Origin of the sequence: Sphingopyxis sp. (genome assembly GCF_034380315.1) — a bacterium.
Taxonomy (GTDB): Bacteria; Pseudomonadota; Alphaproteobacteria; order Sphingomonadales; family Sphingomonadaceae; genus Sphingopyxis.
The window spans coordinates 1-23027 of sequence record NZ_JAXMPB010000007.1 but is presented as its reverse complement, the minus strand read 5'-3'; the positions used below and the strand labels follow the sequence as shown (position 1 = coordinate 23027).

The following is a 23027-nucleotide window of genomic DNA, read 5'->3' as shown; positions in this document are numbered from 1 at the left end:
GCGCATAGCTATGCTTGTTGCATTATGGCGGGCAGGCGACATTCCGGCTTTTCGGCAGCCGACGCAGCGCGCTAGGGAGAATCATGGGCGAAGCAATTGTTACGGTGGATATCGGCGGGACCCATGCGCGCTTCGCCATTGCCCAGATCGACGGCGGACGCTGTGTCGCCATGGGCGACGCGACGACGCTCCACACCCGCGATCATGCGAGTTTTCAGACCGCCTGGCAGGAATTTGAACGGCAGCAGGGCGGCGTCCTGCCGCGGGCCGTCGCCATCGCCATTGCGGGGCCGACCGGCGGTGACATCATCCGTTTCACCAACAATCCCTGGATTATCCGTCCCGCGCTGGTCAGCGAAAAGCTGAACGTCGACCGCCATGTCCTGGTCAATGATTTCGAAGCCGTGGGCCATGCGGTGGCCCAGGCGGGCGAGGCGCATTTCGAGCATCTGACCGGCCCCGATGCGCCCCTGCCGCCCCGTGGGACGATCAGCATCATCGGCCCCGGAACCGGCCTTGGCGTTGCGCATCTGTGGCGCGACGGCGCGGACTATCGCGTCCAGGCAACCGAGGGAGGGCATATCGATTTCGCGCCGCTCGACAGTATCGAGGATGCGATTCTGGCCCGCTTGCGCAAGCGCCATCGCCGGGTGTCGGTCGAACGCATCGTTTCCGGCCCAGCCATTGTCGATATCTATGAAACGCTCGCGGCGATGGAAGCGCGGCCGGTGACGCCGCTCGAGGACCGCGAGATATGGACGCGCGCCCTGAACGGCACCGACAGTCTGGCCGCCGCCGCGGTCGATCGTTTCTGCCTGTCGCTGGGCAGCGTGTCGGGGGACCTCGCTCTGGCGCAGGGAGCGGGCGGGGTCGTGATCGCCGGCGGGCTGGGGCTTCGCATTCGCGACAGCCTGATCCGGTCCGGATTCCCCGAACGCTTCGTCGCCAAGGGACGGTTTGAAAATTTCATGGCGGCGATTCCCGTCAAGCTGATCACCCACCCGCAACCGGGTCTGTTCGGTGCCGCCGCCGCCTTCGCGCGCCGCTATCCGGGGGGAGCGGACTGATGCGCCGCCGCATCGCGATGGTCGCTGCCGCCTGGCTGGCGGCCGTCTCGCCCGTGCACGCCGATGAAGCGGAGCGCTCGATCCTCTTCGTCGGCAACAGCTTTACGCAAGGGGCCAATTCGGCGGTGCTCCGCTATCGTCCGCAATCGGTCGACGATCTGGGGGGAGAGGGCGTCGGCGGCATTCCCGCCCTCTTCGCGCGCTTCGCCGAACAGGCGGGGCAAAAATGGCGCGTCGCCCATGCGACCCGCGGCGGGGCTACGCTTGCCGACCATATCCGCGATCGGCTGGCGATGATCGAACGGCCGTGGGACATGGTCGTGCTCCAGGAATATAGCACGCTCGACCCCAGGCGGCCGGGCAATGCGGAGATCACCGCGCAAAGCGCCGCGACCCTGGCCCGGCTGCTGAGCCGCGCGAACCCCGGGGTCGATGTGTATCTGATGGCGACCTGGTCGCGGGCGGATCAGGTCTATCGTCCCGAAGGGGCGTGGTACGGTCGGCCGGTTGGCCAGATGGCGCGGGACCTGCGGGCCGCGCTCGACCTTATCGATCGGGCCGAACCCCGGATCGACGGGGTCATCCCGGTTGGCGAGGCATGGACCCGTGCGATGGAAACCGGTGTCGCCGATCCGAACCCCTATGACGGGATCGCTTTCGGCAGCGTCGACCTGTGGAGCTATGATCAATATCATGCCAGCGCCGCGGGATCATATCTTGAGGCGCTGGTCGTGTTCGGGCGGGTGTCGGGCATCGATCCCCGACGCCTGGGGGCAGGGGAAAAGGCTGCCCACGAAATCGGGCTCGACCCGCGCGTTGCCGCCGCGCTTCAGGCGGTGGCGGCTGCCGAACTGGGGCTGGCCGCCGAACCCGCTGCCCCATAATCTCCAGGGCGAGGGACGGCGCTTCATCTCGCTTGCCGCGTCCCGGACGCGCTCGGCCTCTTTGGCCTGTTTCGGTTTGGACCTGTTTCGGTGGGCATTTCACCGCCGCCCCATGCCGATGACCGGCAGGGGCGGCGGCGTGCTGGTCCTTCTATTGCGTCAGTTCGAAACCGGCTTCGGCGCCTTCGGCCGATGACGTGCCGACCCACAGCTTATATTCGCCGGGCTCGCTGCCCCAGCTCATGTCGGCACGGGTAAAGGCCAGGTCCGCGTCGGTCAGGGTAAAGCGAACCGTTCGGGTCTCGCCCTTCTTCAGCATCAGCTTTTCGAAACGCTTCAGTTCCTTGACCGGGCGCGTCACCGACCCCACCAGGTCGCGGACATATAGTTGCACGACTTCTTCGCCATCGCGCGATCCGTTGTTGGTCACCGTCACGCTGGCGGTCAGTGTTTCGCCGGGGCGAACCTTGGCCGCGCTCAGCGTCACCGGCGAATAGGCAAAGCTGGTATAGCTCAACCCATAGCCAAAGGGGTACAGCGGGCTGTTGGGCGTATCGAGATAGCGCGAGACATATTTTGCGTTCGGATCGGCCGGGTTGATCGGGCGACCGGTGTTCTTCATGTCGTAATGGATCGGGGCCTGACCGGCGTTGCGGGGAAAGCTGATGGGCAGCTTGCCCGACGGATTATAATCGCCGAACAGGACGTCGGCGACGGCGTGGCCGCCCATCGTTCCGGGATACCAGGCGTGCAGGATCGCGTCGGCGTTGGCGTCGGCCCATTCGATGCTGTTCGGTCGGCCGCTCATCAGCACCAGGATGATGGGCTTTCCGGTCTTCTTCAGCTCCTCCAGCAGCGCCTGCTGGTTGCCGGGCAGGTCGAGCGAGGTGCGGCTTGCCGCTTCGCCCGTCATGTTCCAATGCTCGCCCATCGCCGCGACGATGACGTCGGATTTCTGCGCCAGGGCCAGCGCCTCTGCAAAACCGTCCGTCTTGCCTGCGTCGCCGAAATGATATCCGGCGCCCGTGGCATAGCCGACGGTCGTGCCCTTGGCGGCGCGGGCGCGCATCCCTTCCAGCAGAGTGACCGGGCGGGTCGTGCGGTCGCCTGCGGCGGCCCAGCTACCGATCATGTCTTCCTTGCTGTCGGCAAGCGGTCCGATCACCGCGATCGAGCGCGCGGTCGCGGCCAGGGGCAGGGCATTGTCCTTGTTTTTCAGAAGAACGATCGACTTGCGCGCGACGTCGCGCGCCGATTCCAGGAAGTCGGCGCGATAGACGGTCGCCTTTTCGCGGGCTTCGTCCGAATAACGATAGGGATCTTCGAACAGGCCCAGGCGATACTTCATTTCCAGAATGACCTTCACCGCGGCATCGACCCGCGCCATGTCGACTTTGCCTTCGGCGACCGACTGGGCAAGATTTTCCATGAAGACCGCGCCCTGCAGGTCCATATCGACCCCGGCGTTGATCGACTGTTCGCCCGCCTGTTTCAGATCTTTTGAATAACCATGGGCGACCATTTCGTTGATCGACGTGTAATCGGTTACGACGAAGCCCTTGAAGCCCCATTTGTTACGCAGCACATCGGTCAGCAGATAGTGGCTGCCCGACGCCGGGACACCGTCATACTCGTTGAAAGCGGTCATGAAGGTGGCCGCGCCGGCATCGGCGGCCGCCTTGAACGGCGGCAGGTAAATGTCGCGCAAGGTGCGCTCGGAAATGTCGACGGTGTGATAGTCGCGGCCGGCCTGGGCGGCGCCATAGGCGGCGAAATGCTTGGCGGTGGCAAGGACGGTATCGACCCGCTTCAGGTCGTCGCCCTGATATCCGCGTACGCGCGCTTCGGCGATCCGGCTGCTCAGGTAGACATCCTCGCCTGCGCCTTCGGATACGCGGCCCCAGCGGGCGTCGCGGGCGATATCGACCATCGGCGAAAAGGTCCAGTGAATGCCTTCCGCAGCGGCTTCGGTGGCAGAGATTCGCGCGGCTTTTTCAATGGCTTTGATGTCCCAGCTCGCCGCTTCGCCCAACGAGATGGGAAAGATGGTGCGATGGCCGTGGATCACGTCATAGCCAAAGAGGAGGGGGATTTTCAGCCGGGTTTCCTCGACCGCCAGTCGCTGCAGATCGCGCGTATATTTGGCGGTGAAGGCGTTAAAGATCGACCCGATTCGACCCTTGCGAATATCGTCCTGATACCCCTGGCGCATCGTCGGGCCGGTTGAATCCCAGTCGCTGGTCAGCAGCGAAAGCTGGCCGATTTTCTCGTCCAGAGTCATCTTCGCCATCAGGTCGGCGATGAAGCGGTCCATTGCCGGATCGGGCTTTTTCCAGCCGGTGGCGTCGACGGGCTTGGCGCTTTCGATTCGCGGCGCGGGCTTGGCCTCTGCGGGCAGGGCGGTGAAGGCTCCCGTCAGCATCAGGCTGGCCAGCGTGAGAGTGGTAAAGTTGCGCGAAAGCGGCGGCATGATTCGTCCTTCCCCATTGAAATACTTCTGATCTGTGGGCGCAAAATCCCCGGAAACAAGCGCTTCTCGCCCGTTTCGGGATTTTTCCCGTCGGTGTTGAAGGCCCCTATACAGTGATTGTGAAACCGGTTACAAACTCAAAAAACGCAAATAGTGCTTCCGGCGATTCGTCGGACTGTCCGGCTGCAATCAGGCGCCGGGGTCGGTCTGGATGGTCGGGGGCGGGGCCAACAAGGGAGGATGCCGTGACGTCATTGCGTAATTTTCAATCCAATACCGTGCGTGGGTCGCGCGCTCGTGCGCTCGCCGCAGCGCTGGCGTGGAGCAGCGCCGGGGCGGCTCTGGCGCTCGGCATGGCTGCGCCCGCACATGCGCAGGTTTCGAACGCATCGCTGCGCGGAACGGTAAAGGCCGATGGCGGCGTGTCGCAGGTTACGGCGTTCAACGTCGAAACCGGTCTGACCCGCTCGGTCACCGTCAGCGCCAACGGCAGCTATAATTTCGCGTCGCTTCCGGTCGGCACCTATCGCCTGGAACTGACGACCCCCGACGGCGTCCGCCGTACCGACGAATTCACCCTGAACGTCGCGCAGAACGCGGTTCTCGATTTCGACTTCTCCTCCTCCGACATCGCCTCGGGCGGCGACGACGCGATCATCGTGACCGGTACGCGCTTTCGTTCGATGGAAGGCGGCGAGGTTGGCACCAGCATTTCGCAGCGCCAGATTGAAGTGCTTCCGCAGAATAATCGGAATTTCTTGGCTTTCGCCGATCTGGCGCCTGGCGTTCAGTTCGTGACGGGCGGAAACGAGCAGTCCCGGCTGCAGGGTGGCGCGCAGAATAGCAGCACCGTCAACGTCTTTATCGATGGCGTAGGGCAGAAGGATTATGTCCTGAAAAACGGCGTGTCGGGTCAGGATTCGACACAGGGCAACCCTTTCCCTCAGCTCGCGGTCGGCGAATATCGAGTTATCTCTTCGAACTACAAGGCTGAATTCGACCAGGTCAGCTCTGTGGCTATTACGGCCGTCACGCGTTCGGGGACCAATGAGTTTCATGGCGAAGCCTTCATTGACTATACCGATCAGGGGCTGCGGGATGCGCGGCCGAATGAGCTGCGAACCAAGAAGGTTGAGACGAAGGATTTTCAGTTCGGCGGTGCGCTGGGCGGTCCGATCATCAAGGACATGCTGCACTTCTTCGTGACCTACGAAGGTAAGCGCCAGGAAAACCCGCGTGACATTACACCGGGTTTCAACCTCCCAGTTTCATATTTTCCGTCGAAGTATCAGGGTGTGTTCGGTCCGACCAATGCGACCTTCAACGAAGATCTCTATTTCGGGAAGCTGAGCTTTCAGCCGACGTCCTCTGACCTGATCGAGTTGTCCGGGCGTCATCGCCGCGAAAGTGGTGAGTTCCTGAGCAGCGGCATCAATTCGCGCGAAACTATCAGCGCGCAAAAGGTGATTGAGTATCGTGGAACGGCGCGGTGGGAGCATACCGCCGAAAACTGGATCAACGATCTGAAGCTTACGTATGAGGATGTGCGGTGGGCGCCAACGCCGCAGGTGTTTGGTAACGCAAGTCTTTTTTCCTATGCGGCACCGAACAGCTCTAACCCGACAGTGATTGATCGGGCTGACATTTTGCGTGTCGGCGGCGGCTCGAATTATCAGGACAAGGGGCAGAAGGGCTGGGGCATCCAGAACGACTTCACTTGGACGGGTATCGAAGGGCACTCGATCAAGTTCGGCGTAAAATCCAAGTGGGTAAAGTTGAACTCACTGCAGCTGAATAACTTCAACCCGCTGTACAGCTACAATACGGCTTTCAATCCGGGTGGCGGGACATTCAATGAAGCGATCCCCTATCGTCTGCAGTTTGGGGCTTCGACGGGCAATGGAAACCCGATTGTTCAGTCGAAAAACTGGCAGTTCGGTGTATATGTTCAGGATGATTGGGAAGTTTCGGACCGGTTGACGCTGAACTTGGGTGTTCGCTGGGACTATGAGAGAACGCCTTCGTACCTTGACTTTGTTCACCCGGCGGATGCCGTGAACGCTGTGTCGCCGGCCAATTACCCGAATTTGGTCAACGCGAATTATGATATCAGCGATTTCATATCGACGGGTAATAATCGGAAGGCGTTCAAGGGCGCTTGGCAGCCACGCCTTGGCTTCAGCTATGCACTGGACGAGGACAAGCGCTTCGTCGTCTTCGGTGGCTACGGGCGCTCCTATGACCGAAATCAGTTCGATTTCCTTCAGCAGGAAATCAGCGTGGGCTCGTTCGCGACTCGTACGTTCAATTTCAACACGGGGGACCCATATAATGTATGCGCGGCAGGTCCGACCTGCGTTGCATGGGATCCGGTGTATCTTACCGAGGCGGGGCGTCAGCAGTTGATTGCTCAGGCCGGCCCTGGTGGTGGCCGAGAGTTGCGCTTCATCGACAATAAGTTGAAGGTGCCATATTCGGACCAGTTCAGTATCGGTCTTCGCGCTCGTGTTACGCCGTTGCTCGAAACAGAGGTGGGTTTCAGCCACATCGAGAGCAAGGACGGCTTCGCCTATTTGCTCGGAAATCGACGCCCTGACGGCAGCTTCTTCCCGGCAGCACCCGCTTCTCCGTCGTCTCCGTTCGGCTTTGCCCCTCCGGGCTTCGGTTCGATCATCATCGGTACCAACGGTCTCAAAACCAGCGCCGATTCCGGCTATTTCAAGCTTGTTAAGACCTACTCGGTGGCATCGCCTTGGAGCCTCGCGGCGACTTACACCTATACCGAAGCGGAAGAGAACCGAAACTTTGGTGAGGTTTTCAGTCTCGATTTTCCATCGCTGGAGGATTATCCCATCGCTCGGTCGGGCGGAGTTCGAAAGCACCGCTTCGTTGCGGCTGGCTCGGTTGACTTGCCGATTGGCTTGACCCTGTCTGGTAAGTTTACCTTGGCATCGCCGCCCTATCTGAAGGCGTTCGTCAACACTGGCGGCGCCACGCCGAGCCGGACCGTGGTGTCGAATGAAGCCAGGGGGAATGGCAGTCGTTGGGGCCTGCGTCAGTTCGACCTTGCCGTCATCAAATATGTACCCTTCCGCTTTATCAGCGACGAAGCGCGACTTCGGTTGCGCGTCGACATCATCAACCTGTTCAACGATCGCAACTACGTAGATTATAACAATAATCCGGCGGACAGTACGCGGACGCCAACAAGCCCGACCATCTACCGCGAGATTTCGGGCATCGGCGTCGGCGGCAATCCCCCGCGCACGATCAAGCTTTCGGCTGGCTTCAGTTTCTAAAACCAGCCAAACAGCAGGCGCCCGGTCACATCCCCCCCCTCCCGTGACCGGGCGCCGACTTTTTTTGGAGTAGAGAATGTCCCTTCGGCTTGGGTCGCTGGCCTTGCCCCTCGTGGCGTTGATCGCCGCCTGTTCGTCCACCGCCACACCGCCTCCGGCGACTGCCCCGTCGGGCAGTGATGCCCGGCTGGCTCCGCTCACCGAAGCCCAGTTTTCCGAAGAATTGACCCAGCGGACCTTCCGCTATTTCTGGGACACCACCGATACACAGCGCTGCCTTGCGCCCGACCGGTGGCCCAGCAATCCCTTTTCGTCGATCGCCGCGACGGGCTTTGCGCTCACCGCTTATGGCATCGGGGCCGAGCGCGGCTATGTAACCCGCGGCGAGGCTGCCGAACGCACGCGCGATTGCCTGCGCTTCTATTGGTCCGCGCCGCAGGGACCGGAGGCCGAAGGCCGCACCGGTTACAAGGGCTTTTTCTACCATTTCCTGCGTAACGACGACGGCACGCGCTACAAGAGCAACGAACTGTCGACCGTCGATACCAGCCTGTTCCTCGGCGGCGCGCTGTTCGCGCAAAGCTATTACGACCGCAACGACCCGGTCGAGGCGGAGATCCGCGACCTGGCGGAGAAAATCTATCGCCGCGTCGAATGGAATTGGGCACAGCGTACCACCACCGGCACCCAGGCACAGAATCTCGCCAATTCGCACGGCATCACCATGGGGTGGAAGCCGGAGAAGGGGTGGGAGACCCATGATTGGGTCGGCTATAACGAAGGTATGCTCGTCTATATCCTGGCGCTCGCATCGCCGACCTATCCGGTCGGCAAGGACGCCTGGGACAAGGGTTGGGCCGCCGATCTCGAAAAGGATTGGGGGCGCTTCTATGGCCAGGAGCATCTGCAGTTCGAACCGATGTTCGGCCATCAGTACAGCCATGTCTGGGTCGATTTCCGCGGCATCCAGGACGATTTCATGCGCGGCAAGGGCATCGATTATTTCGAGAACAGCCGCCGCGCGACGCTGGCGCAGCGCGCCTATGGCGCCGACAATCCGAACAATTGGGCCGATTACAGCGCCGACATCTGGGGCTGGACGGCGTCTGACGGCCCCGGATATTCGGACGGTCAATATCGCGTGAACGGCACGCCGCGCGCGTTCAACGGCTATATGGCGCGCGGGGTCAGTGCGATCCGTACCGTCGACGATGGCACGATCGTTCCGACCGCTGCGGGCGGCTCGATCCCCTTTGCGCCCGAAGTCACCATTCCGGCGCTGATGGCGATGCGCACCAAATATGGCACGCGCCTCTATACCCGCTACGGATTCAAGGATGCGATCAACCCCAGTTTCACCTTCACCGGTGCCGGGTCACAATCGGGCGCGGTCGACCCCCGAAAGGGATGGGTCGCGAATGACTATCTTGGCATCGATCAGGGGCCGATCCTCGCGATGATGGAAAATCACCGCAGCGGCTTCGTGTGGCAGGTGATGCGCAAGAATCCGCATATCATCCGCGGGCTGAAGCGTTCGGGCTTCACCGGCGGCTGGCTCGACGGCGCAAAGGAATAAGGGGGCACCGCCCCGGCCAAGACCGGCGCGCGCGCGTTCTTCAGCAACCGGTGCCCACGCACAGGTCGGCCAGCACCGGATAATGATCCGACGGCAGCTTGCCCGCCATCTGCTGGGTCAGCGTCGCGTGGCGCAGCACGGCAATGCGGTCGCCGACGAAGATATGGTCGATCGGCTCGGCGGGCGATTGGTCGATCTGAAAGGCGGTGAAGGTGCCGCGCGGCCCGAAATGCGGCGTGCGGCTGATCGCCAGCGTGTCGAAAAGGGCGCCGCCTTCGGCCATCGCGATATAGGCCGGACTGCCGGTCGGGCTGTTGAAATCGCCCATTGCGATGACGCTTTCCCGCGCCTGCCGGTGCGCGGCGATCCAGCGGCGGATCTGGCGCGCGCTTTCCAGCTGGGCGGTAGCGCCGACATGATCGAAATGGGTGTTGAGGATCAGCAGCCGCCCTCCGCTGCGCTTGTCCTGCAACCGTGCCCAGGTGGCAATGCGCGGATAGGCGGCGTCCCATCCCTTGCCCGGCACCGCCGGGGTCGGCGATAGCCAGAAGGTGCCCGACGCGCGCAGTGCAAAGCGGTCGGTGCGGTATCCGATCGGCGAAAACTCGCCTGCTTCCTTCCCATCGTCGCGCGCGGCACCGACAAAGGCATAGTCGGGTAAATCGGCCTCGATCGCCTGTTTCTGGTGCAGCAACACTTCCTGCATCCCGACGATGTCGGGGGCGTAATAGGCGACCAGGCCGGTCAGTGCTGCGCGGCGGTGCGGCCATGCGTTGTCGCCGTCCGACGCCAGGTCGAGACGGATGTTATAGGTCATCGCGCTGAAATGCGCGGCCCCCTCCTTAGCCGCGGCGGGCAGCGCAAGCAGCGCCGCGAGCAAAAGGAGGAGGCGGCGCATCACGCCAGATTGCCGCCGTTGGTCCGGATGATCTCGCTGTAAAAGCGGGCGCTGCGCTTGGGCGTGCGGACCTGCGTTTGATAATCGACATGGACGATGCCGAACCGTTTGGAATAGCCCAGCGACCATTCGAGATTGTCGAGCAGCGACCAGGCCATATAGCCGCGCACATCGACCCCCTGCCGGATCGCCTCGCCGATCGCCGCAATATGGGTGCGGTAATAATCGCAGCGCAGCGGATCGTCGATGCCGTCGGGCCCGGCCTGCGGCGGGTCGTAAAAGGCGGCGCCATTTTCGGTGATATAGAGCGGGATGTCGCCATAGCTGTCGCGGAACCACAGCAGCATGTCGGTCATCGCGGGCGGATAGACTTCCCAGTCGGTCGTCGTATGGGTCGCATTCTGTTTGACCGGCGAGGCGCGAAGCGGCCACTGCGCCGGATCGGCGCGCACGACATTGCGGGTATAATAGTTGATGCCGATGAAATCGACCGGCTGACAGATATCGGCCATGTCCTCGGCCGCCCATTGCGGCCAGGCTTCGCCGAAAATCTCGGTCATTTCGGCGGGGTAGCTGCCTTTCAGCGCCGGGTCGAGATATTGGCGGTTCATATAGGCGTGGGCGCGCGCCGTGGCGGCTGCATCTTCGGCGCTGTCGCTCGCCGGATATTTGGGCTCGATATTGACGACCAGGCCGATCTCATGCGCGCCCGCGGCGCGATAGGCTTGGACCGCGCGGCCGTGCGCGCGCATCAGATTGTGGCTGGCGATCGGCGCTTCGAACATGTTGCGGTGCCCGGGCGCGAGCGCGCCGTGCAGATAGCCGCCATCGGTGATCACCCAGGGTTCGTTCAGCGTCACCCATTTCTTCACCCGCCCGTCGAGCGCGCGATACAGGACATCGGCATATTCGGCGAACCAGTCGGCGCTGTCGCGGTTGAGCCAGCCGCCCTTGTCATCGAGCGCGACGGGCAGGTCCCAATGATGCAGCGTCAGCAGGGGTTCGATGTCGTGCTTCAGCAGTTCATCGACCAGCCGCTCATAGAAATCGAGCCCCTTGGGGTTCACGCGGCCGATGCCCTCGGGCAGCACGCGGCCCCAGCCGACGCTGAAGCGATAGGCTTGCAGCCCCAGTTCCTTCATCAACGCGACGTCGCTTTCCATCCGGTTATAATGGTCGCAGGCGACGTCGCCGGTGTCGCCGGGCGATGCCATCAGGCGCGGATCATGGCTGAATCGCTGCCAGATGCTGGCGCCCGCGCCATCGGCGAGCGGCGATCCTTCGATCTGATAGGCCGCGGTCGCGGCGCCCCACAGGAAATTGTCGGGAAAGGCGGTTTTCGTCATTTCTTGTCCTTGTCGGGCGTGGGCAGTCGCTGCGACAGCAGCCAGAGATAAAGGGCGGGATCGTCATAGGCCGGGTCCCAGCCATTGTGGCCGAGGTCGGGATAGATGGTCAGCCGCGACCGTTGGCCGCCGCAGGCGCGGATCGCGCGCGCCATGGCAAAGCTGCCTTCGGGCACGACCACATCGTCGCGGTCGCCGTGAAAGGCCCAGACGGGCGTGTCCTTCAGCGCGCAGGCACCGGCCGGGTCGCCGCGCCCGGCAACCGGCGCCACCGCCGCAAAGCGGTGCGGCTGGGCAATCGCCCAGCGCCAGCTCGCATGGCCGCCGCGGCTGAGCCCGGTCAGATAGATACGGGTGCGGTCGATGCGCAGCGTGCGGACGACATGGTCGACCAGCCGGTCGAGCTTGGCGACGTCCCAATCCTGATCGGCGCCGAGCAATGGAGAGACGGTGACAAAAGGAAAGGCGGGGTTGCGGTCGGCGATCTTGGGCGGGCCATGCACCTTGACCCGCGCGACATCGTCGCCGCGCTCGCCCGATCCGTGCAGGAAGATCAGCAGCGGCCAGTCGGCCTTGCGGTCGGCCGAATAGCCGCGCGGCAGGAACAGTTGATAGGGATAATTGCCCGCTTCGATCGCGGGTTGCGGCGATTGTCCGTCCTTCGGGGCAACCGGGGGCTGCGCCATCGCCATGGCGGGTGCCAGCGAAAGCGCGAGCGCCGACAGCGCCGCGATCCGAAATCCTGTCATCCTTGTCCTTTCCTGGGGATATGTCGGGCGGGTCATCCCTTCACGCTCCCGGCCAGAAGCCCGCTCAGATAAAAGCGCTGGAGGGAGAGGAAGAGGATGAGAACGGGCAGGGTGGTCACCACCGCGCCCGCCATCATCAGTTCATTGTCCTGGACATGTTCGCGGCTGAGCGCGGCGAGCGCGACGGGCAGGGTGTACAGGTCCTGGTCGGCAAAGATGATCAGCGGCCACATGAAGTCGTTCCAGCTGCCGAGGAACACGAACAGCGCCAGCGTGACGATGATCGGGGTCAGGATCGGCATCACGATCCGGCGCAATATCTGCGCCTCGCTGGCGCCGTCGATACGCGCCGCTTCCAGCATTTCGTCGGGGATCGACAGGCAATATTGGCGGACCAGAAAGATACCGAAAATACCCGCGAGCCACGGCACCAGCGCGCCGGCATAGCTGTTGACCAGCCCCATCGCCTTCAGCTCGAGGAACAGCGGCAGCATCCCGATCTGGCCCGGCACGACGAGCGCGGCGACGAGCAGGCGGAAGGTCGCGTCGCGGCCGCGAAAGCGCAGCTTGGCAAAGGCATAGCCCGCCGGCACGGTAAAGAGCAGCGCGAGCAGCGTCGCAAGCGTCGAAACGAACAGGCTGTTGAGCAGAAACCGGCCGACGCCATAGGTGCCGAAAAGCTGCCGGTAATTTTCCAGGCTGGGGCTTTTGGGCAGCAGCGGCGGCGGGAATTGCGATGCCTCGCCGGGGGCCATGAAGCTGACCGACACCATCCACAGCAGCGGCGCGACGGTGATCAGCGCGACCAGCGCGGCGAGCAGGGTGACGAGGGTGCGGCGCGCGCTCATATCGCGCCGCCGCGCCGCGCCAGGCGCAATTGCACCAGCGTCACCGCCAGGATGCACAGGAACAGGAGGAAGGCGACCGCCGCGCCCGACCCCAGGTTCCACCATTTGAACCCTTCCTCATACATGAAATAGAGGACGGTGACGGTCGATTGGGCGGGGCCGCCCTGGGTCATCACATAGGGTTCGGTGAACAGCTGGAACATCGCCGCGACGGTCAGCACCGACACCAGCAACAGGGTCGGCGCGATCGCGGGCAGGGTGACGTGGCGCAGCCGCATAGCCCAGCCGGCGCCGTCGAGGCGCGCCGCTTCGTCGAGCTCGCGCGGCACCGCCTGGAGCGCGGCGAGGAAGATGATCATGTTGTAACCGAAACTTTTCCACCCGACGAAGATCAGGATCGCGGGCAGCGATGCGGTCGGGCTGCCCAGCCAGTCGACCGGCCCCGCACCGAACAGCGACAGCAGATAATTGACGAGGCCGTAGCGCGTATGGAGCAGATAGCGCCACACGACCGCCGTCGCGACAAGGGTGGTGACATAGGGCGCGAACAGCGCGACGCGCCAGATCGGCCGCCATTTCAGCCAGTGCGAATTGACCAGCATCGCCGCGAACAGCGACAGGATGACGATGAAGGGCGTGCCGACCAGCACGAACAGCAGCGTGTTGGCCATCGCCTTCCAGAACAGCGGATTTTCCAGCAGCCGTTCGTAATTCTGGAAACCGACAAAGCGCAGATTGTCGAGGTTGGCGAGCGCATAGATATCGAAATCGGTGAAGCTCAGCACCAGCGAAGCCGCCGCCGGGATCAGAAAGAACAGGATGATCGCGGCCAGCGCGGGCCCGGTCATCGACCATCCGGCGCGCGCCTCGCGGATACGGGCGATGCTCATATCGCCTGCCCCCGGTCCAGCATCCACCGCCGCTTTTCGAGCAGGCGGTCGGCGCGCCGGTCGATTTCGGCGGCTGCGTCATCGACGCTGTACTGGCCGCGCACCATGCGTTCGGCGACGACCTGCATTTCGGTGACGATGCGTTCCCATTCGGGCACCTTGGGCAGCGCGCGCGCGCGTTCGAGCTGGCGGGCAAAGGGGGCGACGACCGGATCGCTGGCCAGCCCCGCCGCCTCCCAAACCGATCGCCGCGCGGGCAGATTGCCGGTCAGCCGGTGGAATTGCAGCTGCGCGTCGGGCGCGAGCAGGCGGGCGACAAGCTGCCATGCCCGTTCGCTTTGCGCCTGTCCGGCAAAGACGACCAGGCTCGACCCGCCGGGCGCCGCCGACCCGATGCCGCCGGGGCCGGGGTTGGGGGCGGTCGCCCATTTGTCCTGCATCGCGGGGGAAAGCCGGGTCTTGAGGTCGCCGATCGTCCAGGGGCCGGAGGTGAAGATGCTGAAAAAGCCCTTCGCAAATTCGTTCCAGATGTTGGAAATCTGCGTCGCGGACACCACCGGCGCCAGGCCTTCGTCGAACAGCGATTTGTAAAAGCGAAGCGCTTCCTTGAACGCGGGCTCCGAAAACGCCCCGCGCGCGCCCTCGTCGCGCAACAGCCGGGCGCCCGCCGACAGCGCGATGGTCAGCAATTGTTCGAATTCGTTGAGCGGCAGCAACAGCGCGTAATTGCCGTCGCCCGCCTCGGCCTTCACCTTGTGCAGTGCCTGTTTCCATTCGGCCCATTCCAGCGGCGGCGCGGCATAGCCCGCGCGCGCGAAACGGTCCTTGCGATAAAATTGCAGGCGGGTGTCGACATACCAGGGCACGGCCCAGGTCTGCGTTCCGATGCGGTTCGTATCGACCACCGCCGCGAACTGATCGTCGAGCAATTGGCGGACCGCCGCCGGGACCGGTTCGATCGCGCCGATCGCGGCCATTTCGGCGATCCAGCTGTTGCCGATCTGGCCGATGCTGGGCAGCGCGTCGCCCGCGAAACCGGTCAGCAGCTTTTCGTGCGCCGCGCTCCACGGCAACGGCTGGACGCGAACCTCGGGCCACCCGGCGGGCAGTGTCATGTCGGCGAGCAGGCGCGGCAGGCTCGCCGCCTCATTCCCCATCGCCCAGATGGTTATCCCGCCGTCGCCGCGTGCGCCGCAACCGCCCAGAAGCGTGGACAGGGGCAGCGCCGCCAGCGTGCCCGTCAAATGGCGCCGCGTCAATTGCATGGAAAGGCGCGGGCGCCGGCGTTCATGGCCGAACCGTCTCCGTGGTCGGGATTTTGGCCGCGCGCGCCAGCCCGGCGGGACCGCCGGTCGTGCCGCGCGCGATCAGCGTCGGGGTCAGGACGTTGGCGCTGGCGGTGCCGAGCGTATCGCCGCGCAACAGGCGCAGGAGCAGCATCATCGCCGTCGAGCCCAGCCGGTCGATCTTGACCTGCATCGTGGTCAACGAAGGGGTGATGTGCCGGGCAAGCGGAATATCGTCGAAACCCGCGACCATCACATCTTCGGGAACCGCGACGCCTGCTTCGGCCAGTTGCAGGATACAGCCCAGCGCCATCAGGTCGTTTGCGGCAAAGACCGCATCGGCGGGCAATTGCCCCTGCACCAGCAGGCGGGCCGCTTCCGCCCCGGCTTCCTCCGAAAAATCGCCGGGCAGGATAACCGGGCTGCGCTCGCCGACCAGCTTTGCCATGGCGTCGGAAAAGCCGCGCTGGCGATCGCGCGCGTCGCGGTTGTGCTTGGGGCCTGCGATATGGACGATCTGCCGCGCCCCGCGTTCGATCAGCGCCTCGGTCATCGTATAGGCGCCGTGATAATTGTCGACCGCGACAAAGGGCAGGTCGAGCGTGCTGGCATCATAGTTCAACAGCACCGTCGGCAGCGCGGGGTCCAGATTGTCGGCCAGCATTTCGGGCTTCACCTCGGGCGGCATCAGCAACAGCCCGTCGACCCGTCCGCGCATCGATGCGATCACGGTCGCGGTTTCGTGGGAACTGCCGTGCATATTGCCCAGCAACAGGTGCATGCCCGATTCATGCGCAACCAGGTCGATGCCGCGAATGATTTCGGAAAAGAACTCGCCGAACAGGTCGGGCAGGATAACGCCGATCGTGTCGGTCTTGCGCCGCGTCAGGCTGCGGGCGCCGCTGTGCGGTACGAAATTCAACTTCTTCACCGCCTCCATCACCGCGGCGCGCGTCGGCGCGGTAACATTGCCCAGGCCGTTGATCGCGCGTGACGCGGTTGCCACCGAGACTCCGGCCTCGCGTGCCACGTCCCTCAATGTAGCCATAGGATTCGCTCTCCCTCCCTGCGATGGCGCCGGGCCGCTTTGGATGCGACTCCGTTGTTGTTCTGGCTGCCGAGCGCGGATAAAAAATAGAGTAACCGGTTACATGCCTCAATGGCAAGGTCATTCGCCCGCCTTTCGGGCGATCGCCTGTCCGTCGATGTCGAACAGGTGCAGGCACGCCGGGGGCAGGGATACCGGGATGGTTTCGCCCTCGCGCAGCGTGCCGTCGTCGCGGGACTGGCAGGCGAGCGGCTCGTCTGCGTCGATGCTGCGGAAATGGATGGTGGCGGTGCCGCCCAGCCGTTCGACAAAGGTGATGGTCAGCGACAGGGCGTCGGGGGCGTTGCCGATCGCCATATCTTCGGGGCGGACGCCGATCGCGATGCGGGTGCCCGGCGCCAGCGGCTGTTCGGTGGCGGGCAGGGCAAGGGCGTGGCCGCCACCAATCCGGCCGCGGCCGTCGCCGTCGACGGTCGCATCCAGGAAATTCATGCGCGGCGTTCCCAGGAAACGCGCGACAAAGCGGTTGGCGGGCCGGGTATAAAGGTCGCGCGGCGCGCCGACCTGTTCGATCTGGCCGTCGCGCAGCACGATGATGCGGTCGGCCAGTGTCATCGCCTCGACCTGGTCGTGGGTGACATAAAGGGTGGTGGTGCCAAGCTGGCGGTGCAGTTCCGCAAATTCATATCGCATCCGTACCCGCAGGTCAGCGTCCAGGTTCGACAGCGGTTCGTCGAACAGGAACAATTGGGGTTGCCGGACGATGGCGCGGCCGATCGCCACGCGCTGGCGTTGGCCGCCCGACAGGGCGGCGGGTTTGCGGTCGAGCAGCGCTTCGATGCCCAGGATGGCGGCGGCACGGGCCACCGCCGCGTCGATCGCGGCGATATCGGCCTTGGCGATGCGCAGGGCAAAGGCCATGTTGTCGCGGACCGAAAGGTGCGGATAAAGCGCATAGCTTTGGAACACCATCGCGACGCCGCGTTCGGACGGCTGCAGGTCGGTGACGTCGCGCTCGCCGATGCGGATCGTTCCGCCGGTCAACTCCTCCAACCCGGCAACGCTGCGCAGCAGGGTCGATTTGCCGCATCCGGACGGGCCGACGATGACCGCGAATTCACCGTCGGCAACGTCGATCGATACGCCCTTCAGAACTTCGGTTTCACCGAAATTCTTGCGCGCGCCGGCGATCGACAGGCCGGCCATCGTCAGCGGACCGGAACGAGCGTCATGGCAAAGCCGCCGCCGGCCTCCATTCGCACCGGCCATTTGGTCGCTGCCGTCACATGTTTCTCCTCGATCGCCATCGCAAAAGGGTCGCCTTCGATCCCGCCGCCATCGCCGTCTCGCCAGATTTTCGCCTTATATGTCTTACCCTTGGGCAGAAAGGCGAAATCGACAATCACATCCCGTGCTTTTTCGTCGGTGACGCCGCCGACATACCAATCGCGTCCGCCGCGCCGCTGGCGGGCAAAGACGGCATAGTCGCCGATCGCGCCGCCCAGCAGGTGCGAAGCTTCCCAGTCCGCCGGAACCGCCTTGATAAAGGCCAGCGCATCGGGACGCGCCTCATAATGTTCGGGCAAATCGGCGGCCATCTGCACCGGGCTATAGATGACGACATAATTGGCGAGCTGCTTTGCCAGCGTTGACGGAATGCGGCGGCCGCCCTTGCCTTTCAGGCTGACGATGCCGGGCGTATAGTCCATCGGGCCCGACAACATGCGGGTAAAGACCAGATTCGCTTCATGTTCCGGCGGGTTGGCGGGTTCGCCCCACGCGGCATATTCCATGCCGCGCGCGCCTTCGCGGCTGACCAGATTGGGATAGGTGCGGCGCAGGCCCGTGTCCTTGATCGGTTCATGGGCGTTGATCGCGATGCGCCGCGCGGCGGCGGCCAGGGCGACGGCCAGGTGATGGCGCGCCATATATTGGCCGTCATGCCATTCCCACACGTCTTGGCCTGCCGCATCCTGGTGCAGCACGCCGCCGGCATCGGCGACATATCCGGTCTTTATCGCCGGGACGCCGCGCCGCGCATAATAATCGAGCGCGGCGTCGAGTTGGTCGGCATAGCGTCCGGCGTTGCCCGCGGTTTCATGATGGCCCATGATCGCGACGCCCTTGGCCTTCGCATGGGCGGCGACCTTGTCCATGTCGAAATCGGGATAGGCCTTCGCGAATTCGAAATCGCGCCCCTTGTCGCCGATCCAATTGCCGTCCCAGCCAAGGTTCCAGCCCTCGATCAGCACCGCGTCGAAACCGTGCTTTGCCGCGAAATCGATATGGGCGATCGCGTTTTGCGTCGTGGCGCCATGTTTGGGGCCGCTGTTCCAGCTCGCGGTGTCGAGGTGCATCGCCCACCAGATGCCGACATATTTCAGCGGCTTGACCCAGCTGACATCGCCCAGCTTGTTGGGTTCGTTAAGGTTCAGGATGATGTCCGACGCGGCGTAAAGGCCGGGGGCGTCGTCGGCGATCAGGATCGTCCGCCACGGCGTATCGAACGGCGCGGCGCGGCGCACCTTCCACGGTTCGGACCCCGGCGACAGGCGGGTACGGAAACGCTGCCCGTCGATGCGCTGAAGCCAGAAACCGGCGTAATCGTCCAGCGCGGCTTCGTGGATCGCGACGTGCAACCCGCCTTCGGTGCGAAAGGTCAGCGGCGAATGGGCGGTGCCGACCTGGTTCGCGGGGGTGTGGTTGTAAAGATATTCATAGCGGTTCCATTCGCCCGCCGGGATCCACCAGGCGTCGGCGGGGCGGGCGAGGTTGAACTCGGTCAGCTCCTCGTCGATCCGCACGTCCCGAAGCTGCGCCTGGTCGGGAAAGGAAAAGCGAAAGCCGACGCCATTGTCGAACACCCGCGCGATCAGGTCGATGCGGCGTTTGCCGCCGATCAGTTCGACGATCGGCACGCGCATTTCGCGATAATGATCGCGTACCCAGCGGTTCTCGCCCCACGGCTGTTCCCAGCGGCCGTCGGCTTCGGCGAAATGCGCCTCGCCCAGCGCGGTGCTGTGTTCGAACTTGCCCGCGCCGCGCAGCATGAACCCCAGGCGCGACGGCGCGATCACCGCTTCGCCGTCGCGGGTGACGCTATAGGTCGGAACCTCGCCCACCGTGGTCAGCGAAAAGCACAGCCGCTCGCTTGGCGAACAGACGCGGTGGGTCACATCGTCGCGTGCTTCGGCCGGGGCGGCGGTCGCCGCGGCGGCGAGCGCGGCGAAGGGCAGGCCGCCCGCCCGGGCCAGATCGCGCAGGCGCATCAGTGAATGCTCGACGTCGTGGCGGCCGCGCGTGCTGGCGCCCGGCCGGCGGCGATCGCAAAGCCGCACAGCAGGACATAGCATAGGGCGGGCAGCAACAGCGCGGCGCCATAGCCCATGGCGTCGGACAGGCTGCCGACCGCGACGGGAATGATCGCCCCGCCGATGATCGCGGTGCACAGCAGGCCCGACGTGGCTTCGGGACGGGCGCTCGACCGTTCGAGGGTCAGGGTGAAGATCACCGGGAACATGATCGAGTTGAACAGGCCGATCGACAGCACGACAAAGCCTGCCGTCACGCCGCCGACGACCACGATGTACAGGCACAACAGCGCTGCGATCGCGGTAAAGACGGCGAGCAGGAGCGGCGCCGAAACGCGCGCCAGCAGCACCGATCCGATGGCGCGGCCGACCATCGCGCCGCCCCAGTAAAAGGCGACCGCCTTGCCTGCTTCCTGAAGCGACACGCCGGTCACGCCGTCGCTGCCCATCGCAAAGCCGAGCAGCGGCACGCCGAAGGGCGCATCGGACTGGCCCCAGACCGTGTCGCTATTGAGGAAAAGGGTCATTTGCGTGCCGATGGCGACTTCGGCCCCTACATAAAGAAAGATAGCAAGGGCACCCAGGACCGCCCACTTCGACGCAAAGGCTTCACCGATTAATTCCCGCATTCCAGCGCGTTGCGCGATCGGGGCGGGGGGGACGGCGGCGCCGACGATCCGGCGGCTGACCCAGAAGAAAAGAAACAGAGCGATAATAAGCCCACAAATCCAGAAATACGCCACATCGATTCCGGCAAGAGCTTGGGCTCGGACGCTCTCCGAAATCTCCATGCCTTCCTTTACTTCGACCCCTTCGAGAAAAAGATGGGCGCCGACGAGCGGGCCCAAAAAGGTCCCGAAGCTGTTGAAAGTCTGGCTAAAAGTAAGGCGGAAATGGCTGTGTTTGGGGTCGCCGAGCGCGGCCGCAAGCGGATTTGCTGCAACCTGAAGAATGGTGATCCCCGCGGCGAGCATGAACAGTCCGGCAAGGACGAGGGGGTAGATCGCCAGATTGGCAGCGGCCAGCATGACGAGGCATCCTGCAACCATCGTCGCAAGCGCGGTTAAAATCGATGGGACCGAATGAAAGCGCGCAATTAATGCCGCGGCCGGAAAGGACATCACACCATAGGCAATGAAGAAGGCAAAGGCGGACAGCTGTGCTTCAGCATCGCTGAGCGTGAAAATGCCTTTCACCGCTGCGACCAACGGGTCGATCATCGAGGTGATGAAGCCCCAGGCGAAAAAAAGAACGGTGACGGCCGCAAATGCAGCGGCGGCAGTCGATCGCCCACCCGTGCCAACGGGTGTCAGCGGTGGCGTATTCATACGGAGAACCCCTTCCCGAAACTGTCGTTATCAAACTGGTCTAACCGTAGCACATGATTTGTGCAACCGGTTACATTTCTTGGGTTCCCATACCGCCTTTAATGTCGAGGGCGGTCGAAGCGGCCGTAGGCGGCGAATCGTTGGACTGTTGTAGAGGTGGCAACGACAGGGAGGCCCTGCCGGAGTGAGGGCGCGGTTTCGTCCTGAATTTGGGGCAGGGCGCCGTCGTCATGGCCTTGCTTGATCCGATCAGCGAGTTATGAAACGAACCGACCGTTCGGTCTGTTGGAGTCTGACTGTGAAATCCTTTGTCATAAACCGTCATATGCAAGACATTTTTGGTGAAGAGCAAAGTGCGTTTGAGCTGATCGCAATTCTGCTGTTCGGATTGGGAGTGTCGGCGGCCATGGTCGTCCATTTTGGCGTCGCGCTCGGCGCTCCCGCATCTTGGCGCGGCCTGATCGCTTTGGCGCTGATCTTCGACATTGGCGCTGGTTGCATCGCCAACTTTACCCGTTCAACCAACGATTTCTACGCTGAGCGGCCACGCAATCGGCGGGTGTTCATTGTCGTTCACGTTCACATTCTGTTGGTTGCCCTGTTGCTTGGGCGGGATTTTGGAGCCGCCGTTGCCATATGGGGCTACACCATCGTGGCAGCCTTGATCGTAAACGGGCTCCAGAGGCATCGGATTCAGCGATTTGTCGGCGGCTTGCTGCTCGCGACCGGGGTGGTCTGGATTTCACTCTGGCCGGCCTTGTCTTCGGTCATGCTCGTGACGGGCCTGTTGTTTTTGCTCAAGGTCGCGTTCAGTTTTGCGGTCAATCACGCTAGCGGCGGCGCAGTGATGTGCCGTGGCGATACCGGTGCCTCGGTGCCAGCGTCATGACGAGCGCGCGGAATCGCATCATTGAGGCGGCGTTCCGGCTGTTTTTGAAGCAAGGCTATGAAAATGCCAGCATGGCGGAACTCGTCGCCGTGACGGGCCTGTCAAAAGGCGCCGTTTACCATCACTTCCGGGACAAGGAGGCGCTGCACGACGCTGCGATTGATCATTTTTTCCTGCGCTTCTTTTCTTCCACCATATCGGGCAATGTCAACTCGGATAAGTTGGATTGCGTCCTCGACCTAGATGCTCTCGTCGGAGCGATGATTGCCGACTTCTCTCGGTTGCTTGAAACGGTTACTGCGATCGTTCCTGATGTCGGGGCATATTATCGTTTCCTTTTCGATGCCTTACCGAAAGTGCGGCCATTCATTCGCGATCGCTTGTCGGGTGCGCAGGCTGCCGTTGCGGTTGCAATGCGGTGCGGGCAAAAGCGCGGGCAGCTCAATCCTTCGCTCGACCCCGACGCGGCGGCGATGCAGTGCTTGGCGATGATAGAGGGGGCTGCACTGCTTTGTGTCCTGGATGGGGCGGGGGAATGGGATGCCGCCTTCGAAAGGACCATTCTGCCATTTGTGGAGAGTTTGCGCGTCAGGCCGAGCGCGTAGCGAGATATCGACGGTTTGCCGGGAATGCCCTGCCCGGCGCATATGTCCGCGGGAAATCCCAGCGCGCCGACAACGCAATCGCGCCGCTCAGCAAGGTGTCGGCATTGCGCCAAATTCGATGTCGCAGATGTTTGAAAATGGTGGACGCGCTGAGGTGAGGTGGTGCCGGTTTTCTGGACAGGGTGTTAAGCTAGTCCCGACCTGAAGGACTGGTACGGGAATGAAGACGGCGAGGAAGCGCTATAGCGCAGAGTTCAAGGCGAAGGTTGCGCTGGAAGCGATCCGGGGCGATCTGACGCTGGTGGAGTTGGCCGCGAAGCATGGCGTTCACCACACGATGATTGCGTCGTGGAAGCGGCAGGCTATCGCGGGGATGGCGGGCACATTTTTGGGTGCGGGCGAAGCTTGACGTGCTCCCCTGAAATGTGACCGATTTTGAGTAGAGTCCGGCGCGAAGGAGTCGGACGTAATGAAGCGAAGCAGGTTCAGCGAAGAGCAGATCATCGCGATATTGAAGGAGCATGAGGCGGGGA

General features: G+C 63.3%; 17 protein-coding genes and 1 pseudogene. 7 read left to right on the top strand and 11 right to left on the bottom strand.

Annotation, left to right across the window (positions count from 1 at the left end; genetic code table 11):
• The first annotated feature begins 83 nt into the window (after nucleotides 1-83).
• Together glk and U0S50_RS13485 are read left to right on the top strand one after the other, a co-directional pair.
• Nucleotides 84-1067 carry a glucokinase gene (gene glk / locus U0S50_RS13490; RefSeq protein ID WP_322309286.1) on the top strand — a complete coding sequence of 328 codons (984 nt, stop codon included), beginning with the start codon at nucleotides 84-86 and terminating at the stop codon, nucleotides 1065-1067.
• Nucleotides 1067-1951, top strand: coding sequence for an SGNH/GDSL hydrolase family protein (locus U0S50_RS13485; protein WP_322309285.1), 885 nt, complete (start codon nucleotides 1067-1069; stop codon nucleotides 1949-1951). The genes glk and U0S50_RS13485 overlap by 1 nt, the downstream gene beginning before the upstream one ends.
• A 151-nt stretch (nucleotides 1952-2102) precedes the next feature.
• Here the strand turns inward: U0S50_RS13485 and bglX are convergent, their stop codons facing one another.
• Nucleotides 2103-4421: a beta-glucosidase BglX gene (gene bglX / locus U0S50_RS13480; protein ID WP_322309284.1), complete on the bottom strand. Its 2319-nt coding sequence runs from the start codon at nucleotides 4419-4421 to the stop codon at nucleotides 2103-2105.
• Between the two features lie 245 nt (nucleotides 4422-4666).
• Here bglX and U0S50_RS13475 point away from each other — a divergent pair, with 245 nt between their 5' ends.
• Both U0S50_RS13475 and U0S50_RS13470 read left to right on the top strand, forming a co-directional pair.
• Nucleotides 4667-7720 (top strand): TonB-dependent receptor, encoded by a 3054-nt coding sequence (locus U0S50_RS13475; protein ID WP_322309283.1) that lies wholly within the window; start codon nucleotides 4667-4669, stop codon nucleotides 7718-7720.
• A gap of 76 nt (nucleotides 7721-7796) precedes the next feature.
• The gene (locus U0S50_RS13470) at nucleotides 7797-9296 is read left to right on the top strand and encodes a glucoamylase family protein (RefSeq protein WP_322309282.1); all 1500 of its coding nucleotides are present in this window, start codon (nucleotides 7797-7799) and stop codon (nucleotides 9294-9296) included.
• Nucleotides 9297-9336: 40 nt separating this feature from the next.
• Here U0S50_RS13470 and U0S50_RS13465 read toward each other — a convergent pair whose 3' ends face one another.
• From U0S50_RS13465 to U0S50_RS13420, 10 genes are all read right to left on the bottom strand, one after another.
• Nucleotides 9337-10194 carry an endonuclease/exonuclease/phosphatase family protein gene (locus tag U0S50_RS13465; protein ID WP_322309447.1) on the bottom strand — a complete coding sequence of 286 codons (858 nt, stop codon included), beginning with the start codon at nucleotides 10192-10194 and terminating at the stop codon, nucleotides 9337-9339.
• Nucleotides 10194-11540: a GH1 family beta-glucosidase gene (locus U0S50_RS13460; protein WP_322309281.1), complete on the bottom strand. Its 1347-nt coding sequence runs from the start codon at nucleotides 11538-11540 to the stop codon at nucleotides 10194-10196. Before U0S50_RS13460 ends, U0S50_RS13465 begins: the two co-directional genes overlap by 1 nt.
• Nucleotides 11537-12289 (bottom strand): hypothetical protein, encoded by a 753-nt coding sequence (locus U0S50_RS13455; RefSeq protein ID WP_322309280.1) that lies wholly within the window; start codon nucleotides 12287-12289, stop codon nucleotides 11537-11539. Before U0S50_RS13455 ends, U0S50_RS13460 begins: the two co-directional genes overlap by 4 nt.
• A gap of 32 nt (nucleotides 12290-12321) precedes the next feature.
• Entirely contained in the window at nucleotides 12322-13137 is an 816-nt protein-coding gene (locus U0S50_RS13450; protein ID WP_322309279.1) for a carbohydrate ABC transporter permease, read from the bottom strand.
• Nucleotides 13134-14027, bottom strand: a complete 894-nt coding sequence (locus U0S50_RS13445) for a sugar ABC transporter permease (RefSeq protein ID WP_322309278.1) — start codon at nucleotides 14025-14027, stop codon at nucleotides 13134-13136. Before U0S50_RS13445 ends, U0S50_RS13450 begins: the two co-directional genes overlap by 4 nt.
• Nucleotides 14024-15292, bottom strand: coding sequence for an extracellular solute-binding protein (locus U0S50_RS13440; RefSeq protein WP_322309277.1), 1269 nt, complete (start codon nucleotides 15290-15292; stop codon nucleotides 14024-14026). The genes U0S50_RS13445 and U0S50_RS13440 overlap by 4 nt, the downstream gene beginning before the upstream one ends.
• Before the next feature lie 22 nt (nucleotides 15293-15314).
• Nucleotides 15315-16361, bottom strand: coding sequence for a LacI family DNA-binding transcriptional regulator (locus U0S50_RS13435; RefSeq protein WP_322309276.1), 1047 nt, complete (start codon nucleotides 16359-16361; stop codon nucleotides 15315-15317).
• Between the two features lie 120 nt (nucleotides 16362-16481).
• Nucleotides 16482-17567: a sn-glycerol-3-phosphate ABC transporter ATP-binding protein UgpC gene (locus U0S50_RS13430; RefSeq protein ID WP_322309275.1), complete on the bottom strand. Its 1086-nt coding sequence runs from the start codon at nucleotides 17565-17567 to the stop codon at nucleotides 16482-16484.
• A 2-nt stretch (nucleotides 17568-17569) separates the two neighbouring features.
• Entirely contained in the window at nucleotides 17570-19630 is a 2061-nt protein-coding gene (locus U0S50_RS13425; protein WP_322309274.1) for a glycoside hydrolase family 97 protein, read from the bottom strand.
• Nucleotides 19630-21000: an MFS transporter gene (locus U0S50_RS13420; RefSeq protein ID WP_322309273.1), complete on the bottom strand. Its 1371-nt coding sequence runs from the start codon at nucleotides 20998-21000 to the stop codon at nucleotides 19630-19632. Before U0S50_RS13420 ends, U0S50_RS13425 begins: the two co-directional genes overlap by 1 nt.
• A gap of 298 nt (nucleotides 21001-21298) precedes the next feature.
• Between U0S50_RS13420 and U0S50_RS13415 the strand changes: the two genes are divergently transcribed.
• From U0S50_RS13415 to U0S50_RS13405, 3 genes and pseudogenes are all read left to right on the top strand, one after another.
• Nucleotides 21299-21889, top strand: a complete 591-nt coding sequence (locus U0S50_RS13415; RefSeq protein ID WP_322309272.1) for a hypothetical protein — start codon at nucleotides 21299-21301, stop codon at nucleotides 21887-21889.
• Nucleotides 21886-22494, top strand: a complete 609-nt coding sequence (locus tag U0S50_RS13410; RefSeq protein WP_322309271.1) for a TetR/AcrR family transcriptional regulator — start codon at nucleotides 21886-21888, stop codon at nucleotides 22492-22494. Before U0S50_RS13415 ends, U0S50_RS13410 begins: the two co-directional genes overlap by 4 nt.
• A gap of 220 nt (nucleotides 22495-22714) precedes the next feature.
• Nucleotides 22715-22900: pseudogene (locus U0S50_RS13405) on the top strand (transposase); the annotation flags it as partial.
• Nucleotides 22901-23027: the final 127 nt, after the last annotated feature.

Excerpts from the sequence above, each read along its gene's own strand:
- U0S50_RS13450 (WP_322309279.1), bottom strand. The coding sequence starts at position 13,137 with ATGAGCGCGCGCCGCACCCTCGTCACCCTGCTCGCCGCGCTGGTCGCG.
- U0S50_RS13430 (WP_322309275.1), bottom strand. The coding sequence starts at position 17,567 with ATGGCCGGCCTGTCGATCGCCGGCGCGCGCAAGAATTTCGGTGAAACC.
- bglX (WP_322309284.1), bottom strand. The coding sequence starts at position 4,421 with ATGCCGCCGCTTTCGCGCAACTTTACCACTCTCACGCTGGCCAGCCTG.
- U0S50_RS13460 (WP_322309281.1), bottom strand. The coding sequence starts at position 11,540 with ATGACGAAAACCGCCTTTCCCGACAATTTCCTGTGGGGCGCCGCGACC.
- U0S50_RS13420 (WP_322309273.1), bottom strand. The coding sequence starts at position 21,000 with ATGAATACGCCACCGCTGACACCCGTTGGCACGGGTGGGCGATCGACT.
- U0S50_RS13465 (WP_322309447.1), bottom strand. The coding sequence starts at position 10,194 with ATGCGCCGCCTCCTCCTTTTGCTCGCGGCGCTGCTTGCGCTGCCCGCC.
- U0S50_RS13410 (WP_322309271.1), top strand. The coding sequence starts at position 21,886 with ATGACGAGCGCGCGGAATCGCATCATTGAGGCGGCGTTCCGGCTGTTT.
- U0S50_RS13470 (WP_322309282.1), top strand. The coding sequence starts at position 7,797 with ATGTCCCTTCGGCTTGGGTCGCTGGCCTTGCCCCTCGTGGCGTTGATC.
- U0S50_RS13485 (WP_322309285.1), top strand. The coding sequence starts at position 1,067 with ATGCGCCGCCGCATCGCGATGGTCGCTGCCGCCTGGCTGGCGGCCGTC.
- U0S50_RS13440 (WP_322309277.1), bottom strand. The coding sequence starts at position 15,292 with ATGCAATTGACGCGGCGCCATTTGACGGGCACGCTGGCGGCGCTGCCC.
- glk (WP_322309286.1), top strand. The coding sequence starts at position 84 with ATGGGCGAAGCAATTGTTACGGTGGATATCGGCGGGACCCATGCGCGC.
- U0S50_RS13435 (WP_322309276.1), bottom strand. The coding sequence starts at position 16,361 with ATGGCTACATTGAGGGACGTGGCACGCGAGGCCGGAGTCTCGGTGGCA.
- U0S50_RS13425 (WP_322309274.1), bottom strand. The coding sequence starts at position 19,630 with ATGCGCCTGCGCGATCTGGCCCGGGCGGGCGGCCTGCCCTTCGCCGCG.
- U0S50_RS13445 (WP_322309278.1), bottom strand. The coding sequence starts at position 14,027 with ATGAGCATCGCCCGTATCCGCGAGGCGCGCGCCGGATGGTCGATGACC.
- U0S50_RS13455 (WP_322309280.1), bottom strand. The coding sequence starts at position 12,289 with ATGACAGGATTTCGGATCGCGGCGCTGTCGGCGCTCGCGCTTTCGCTG.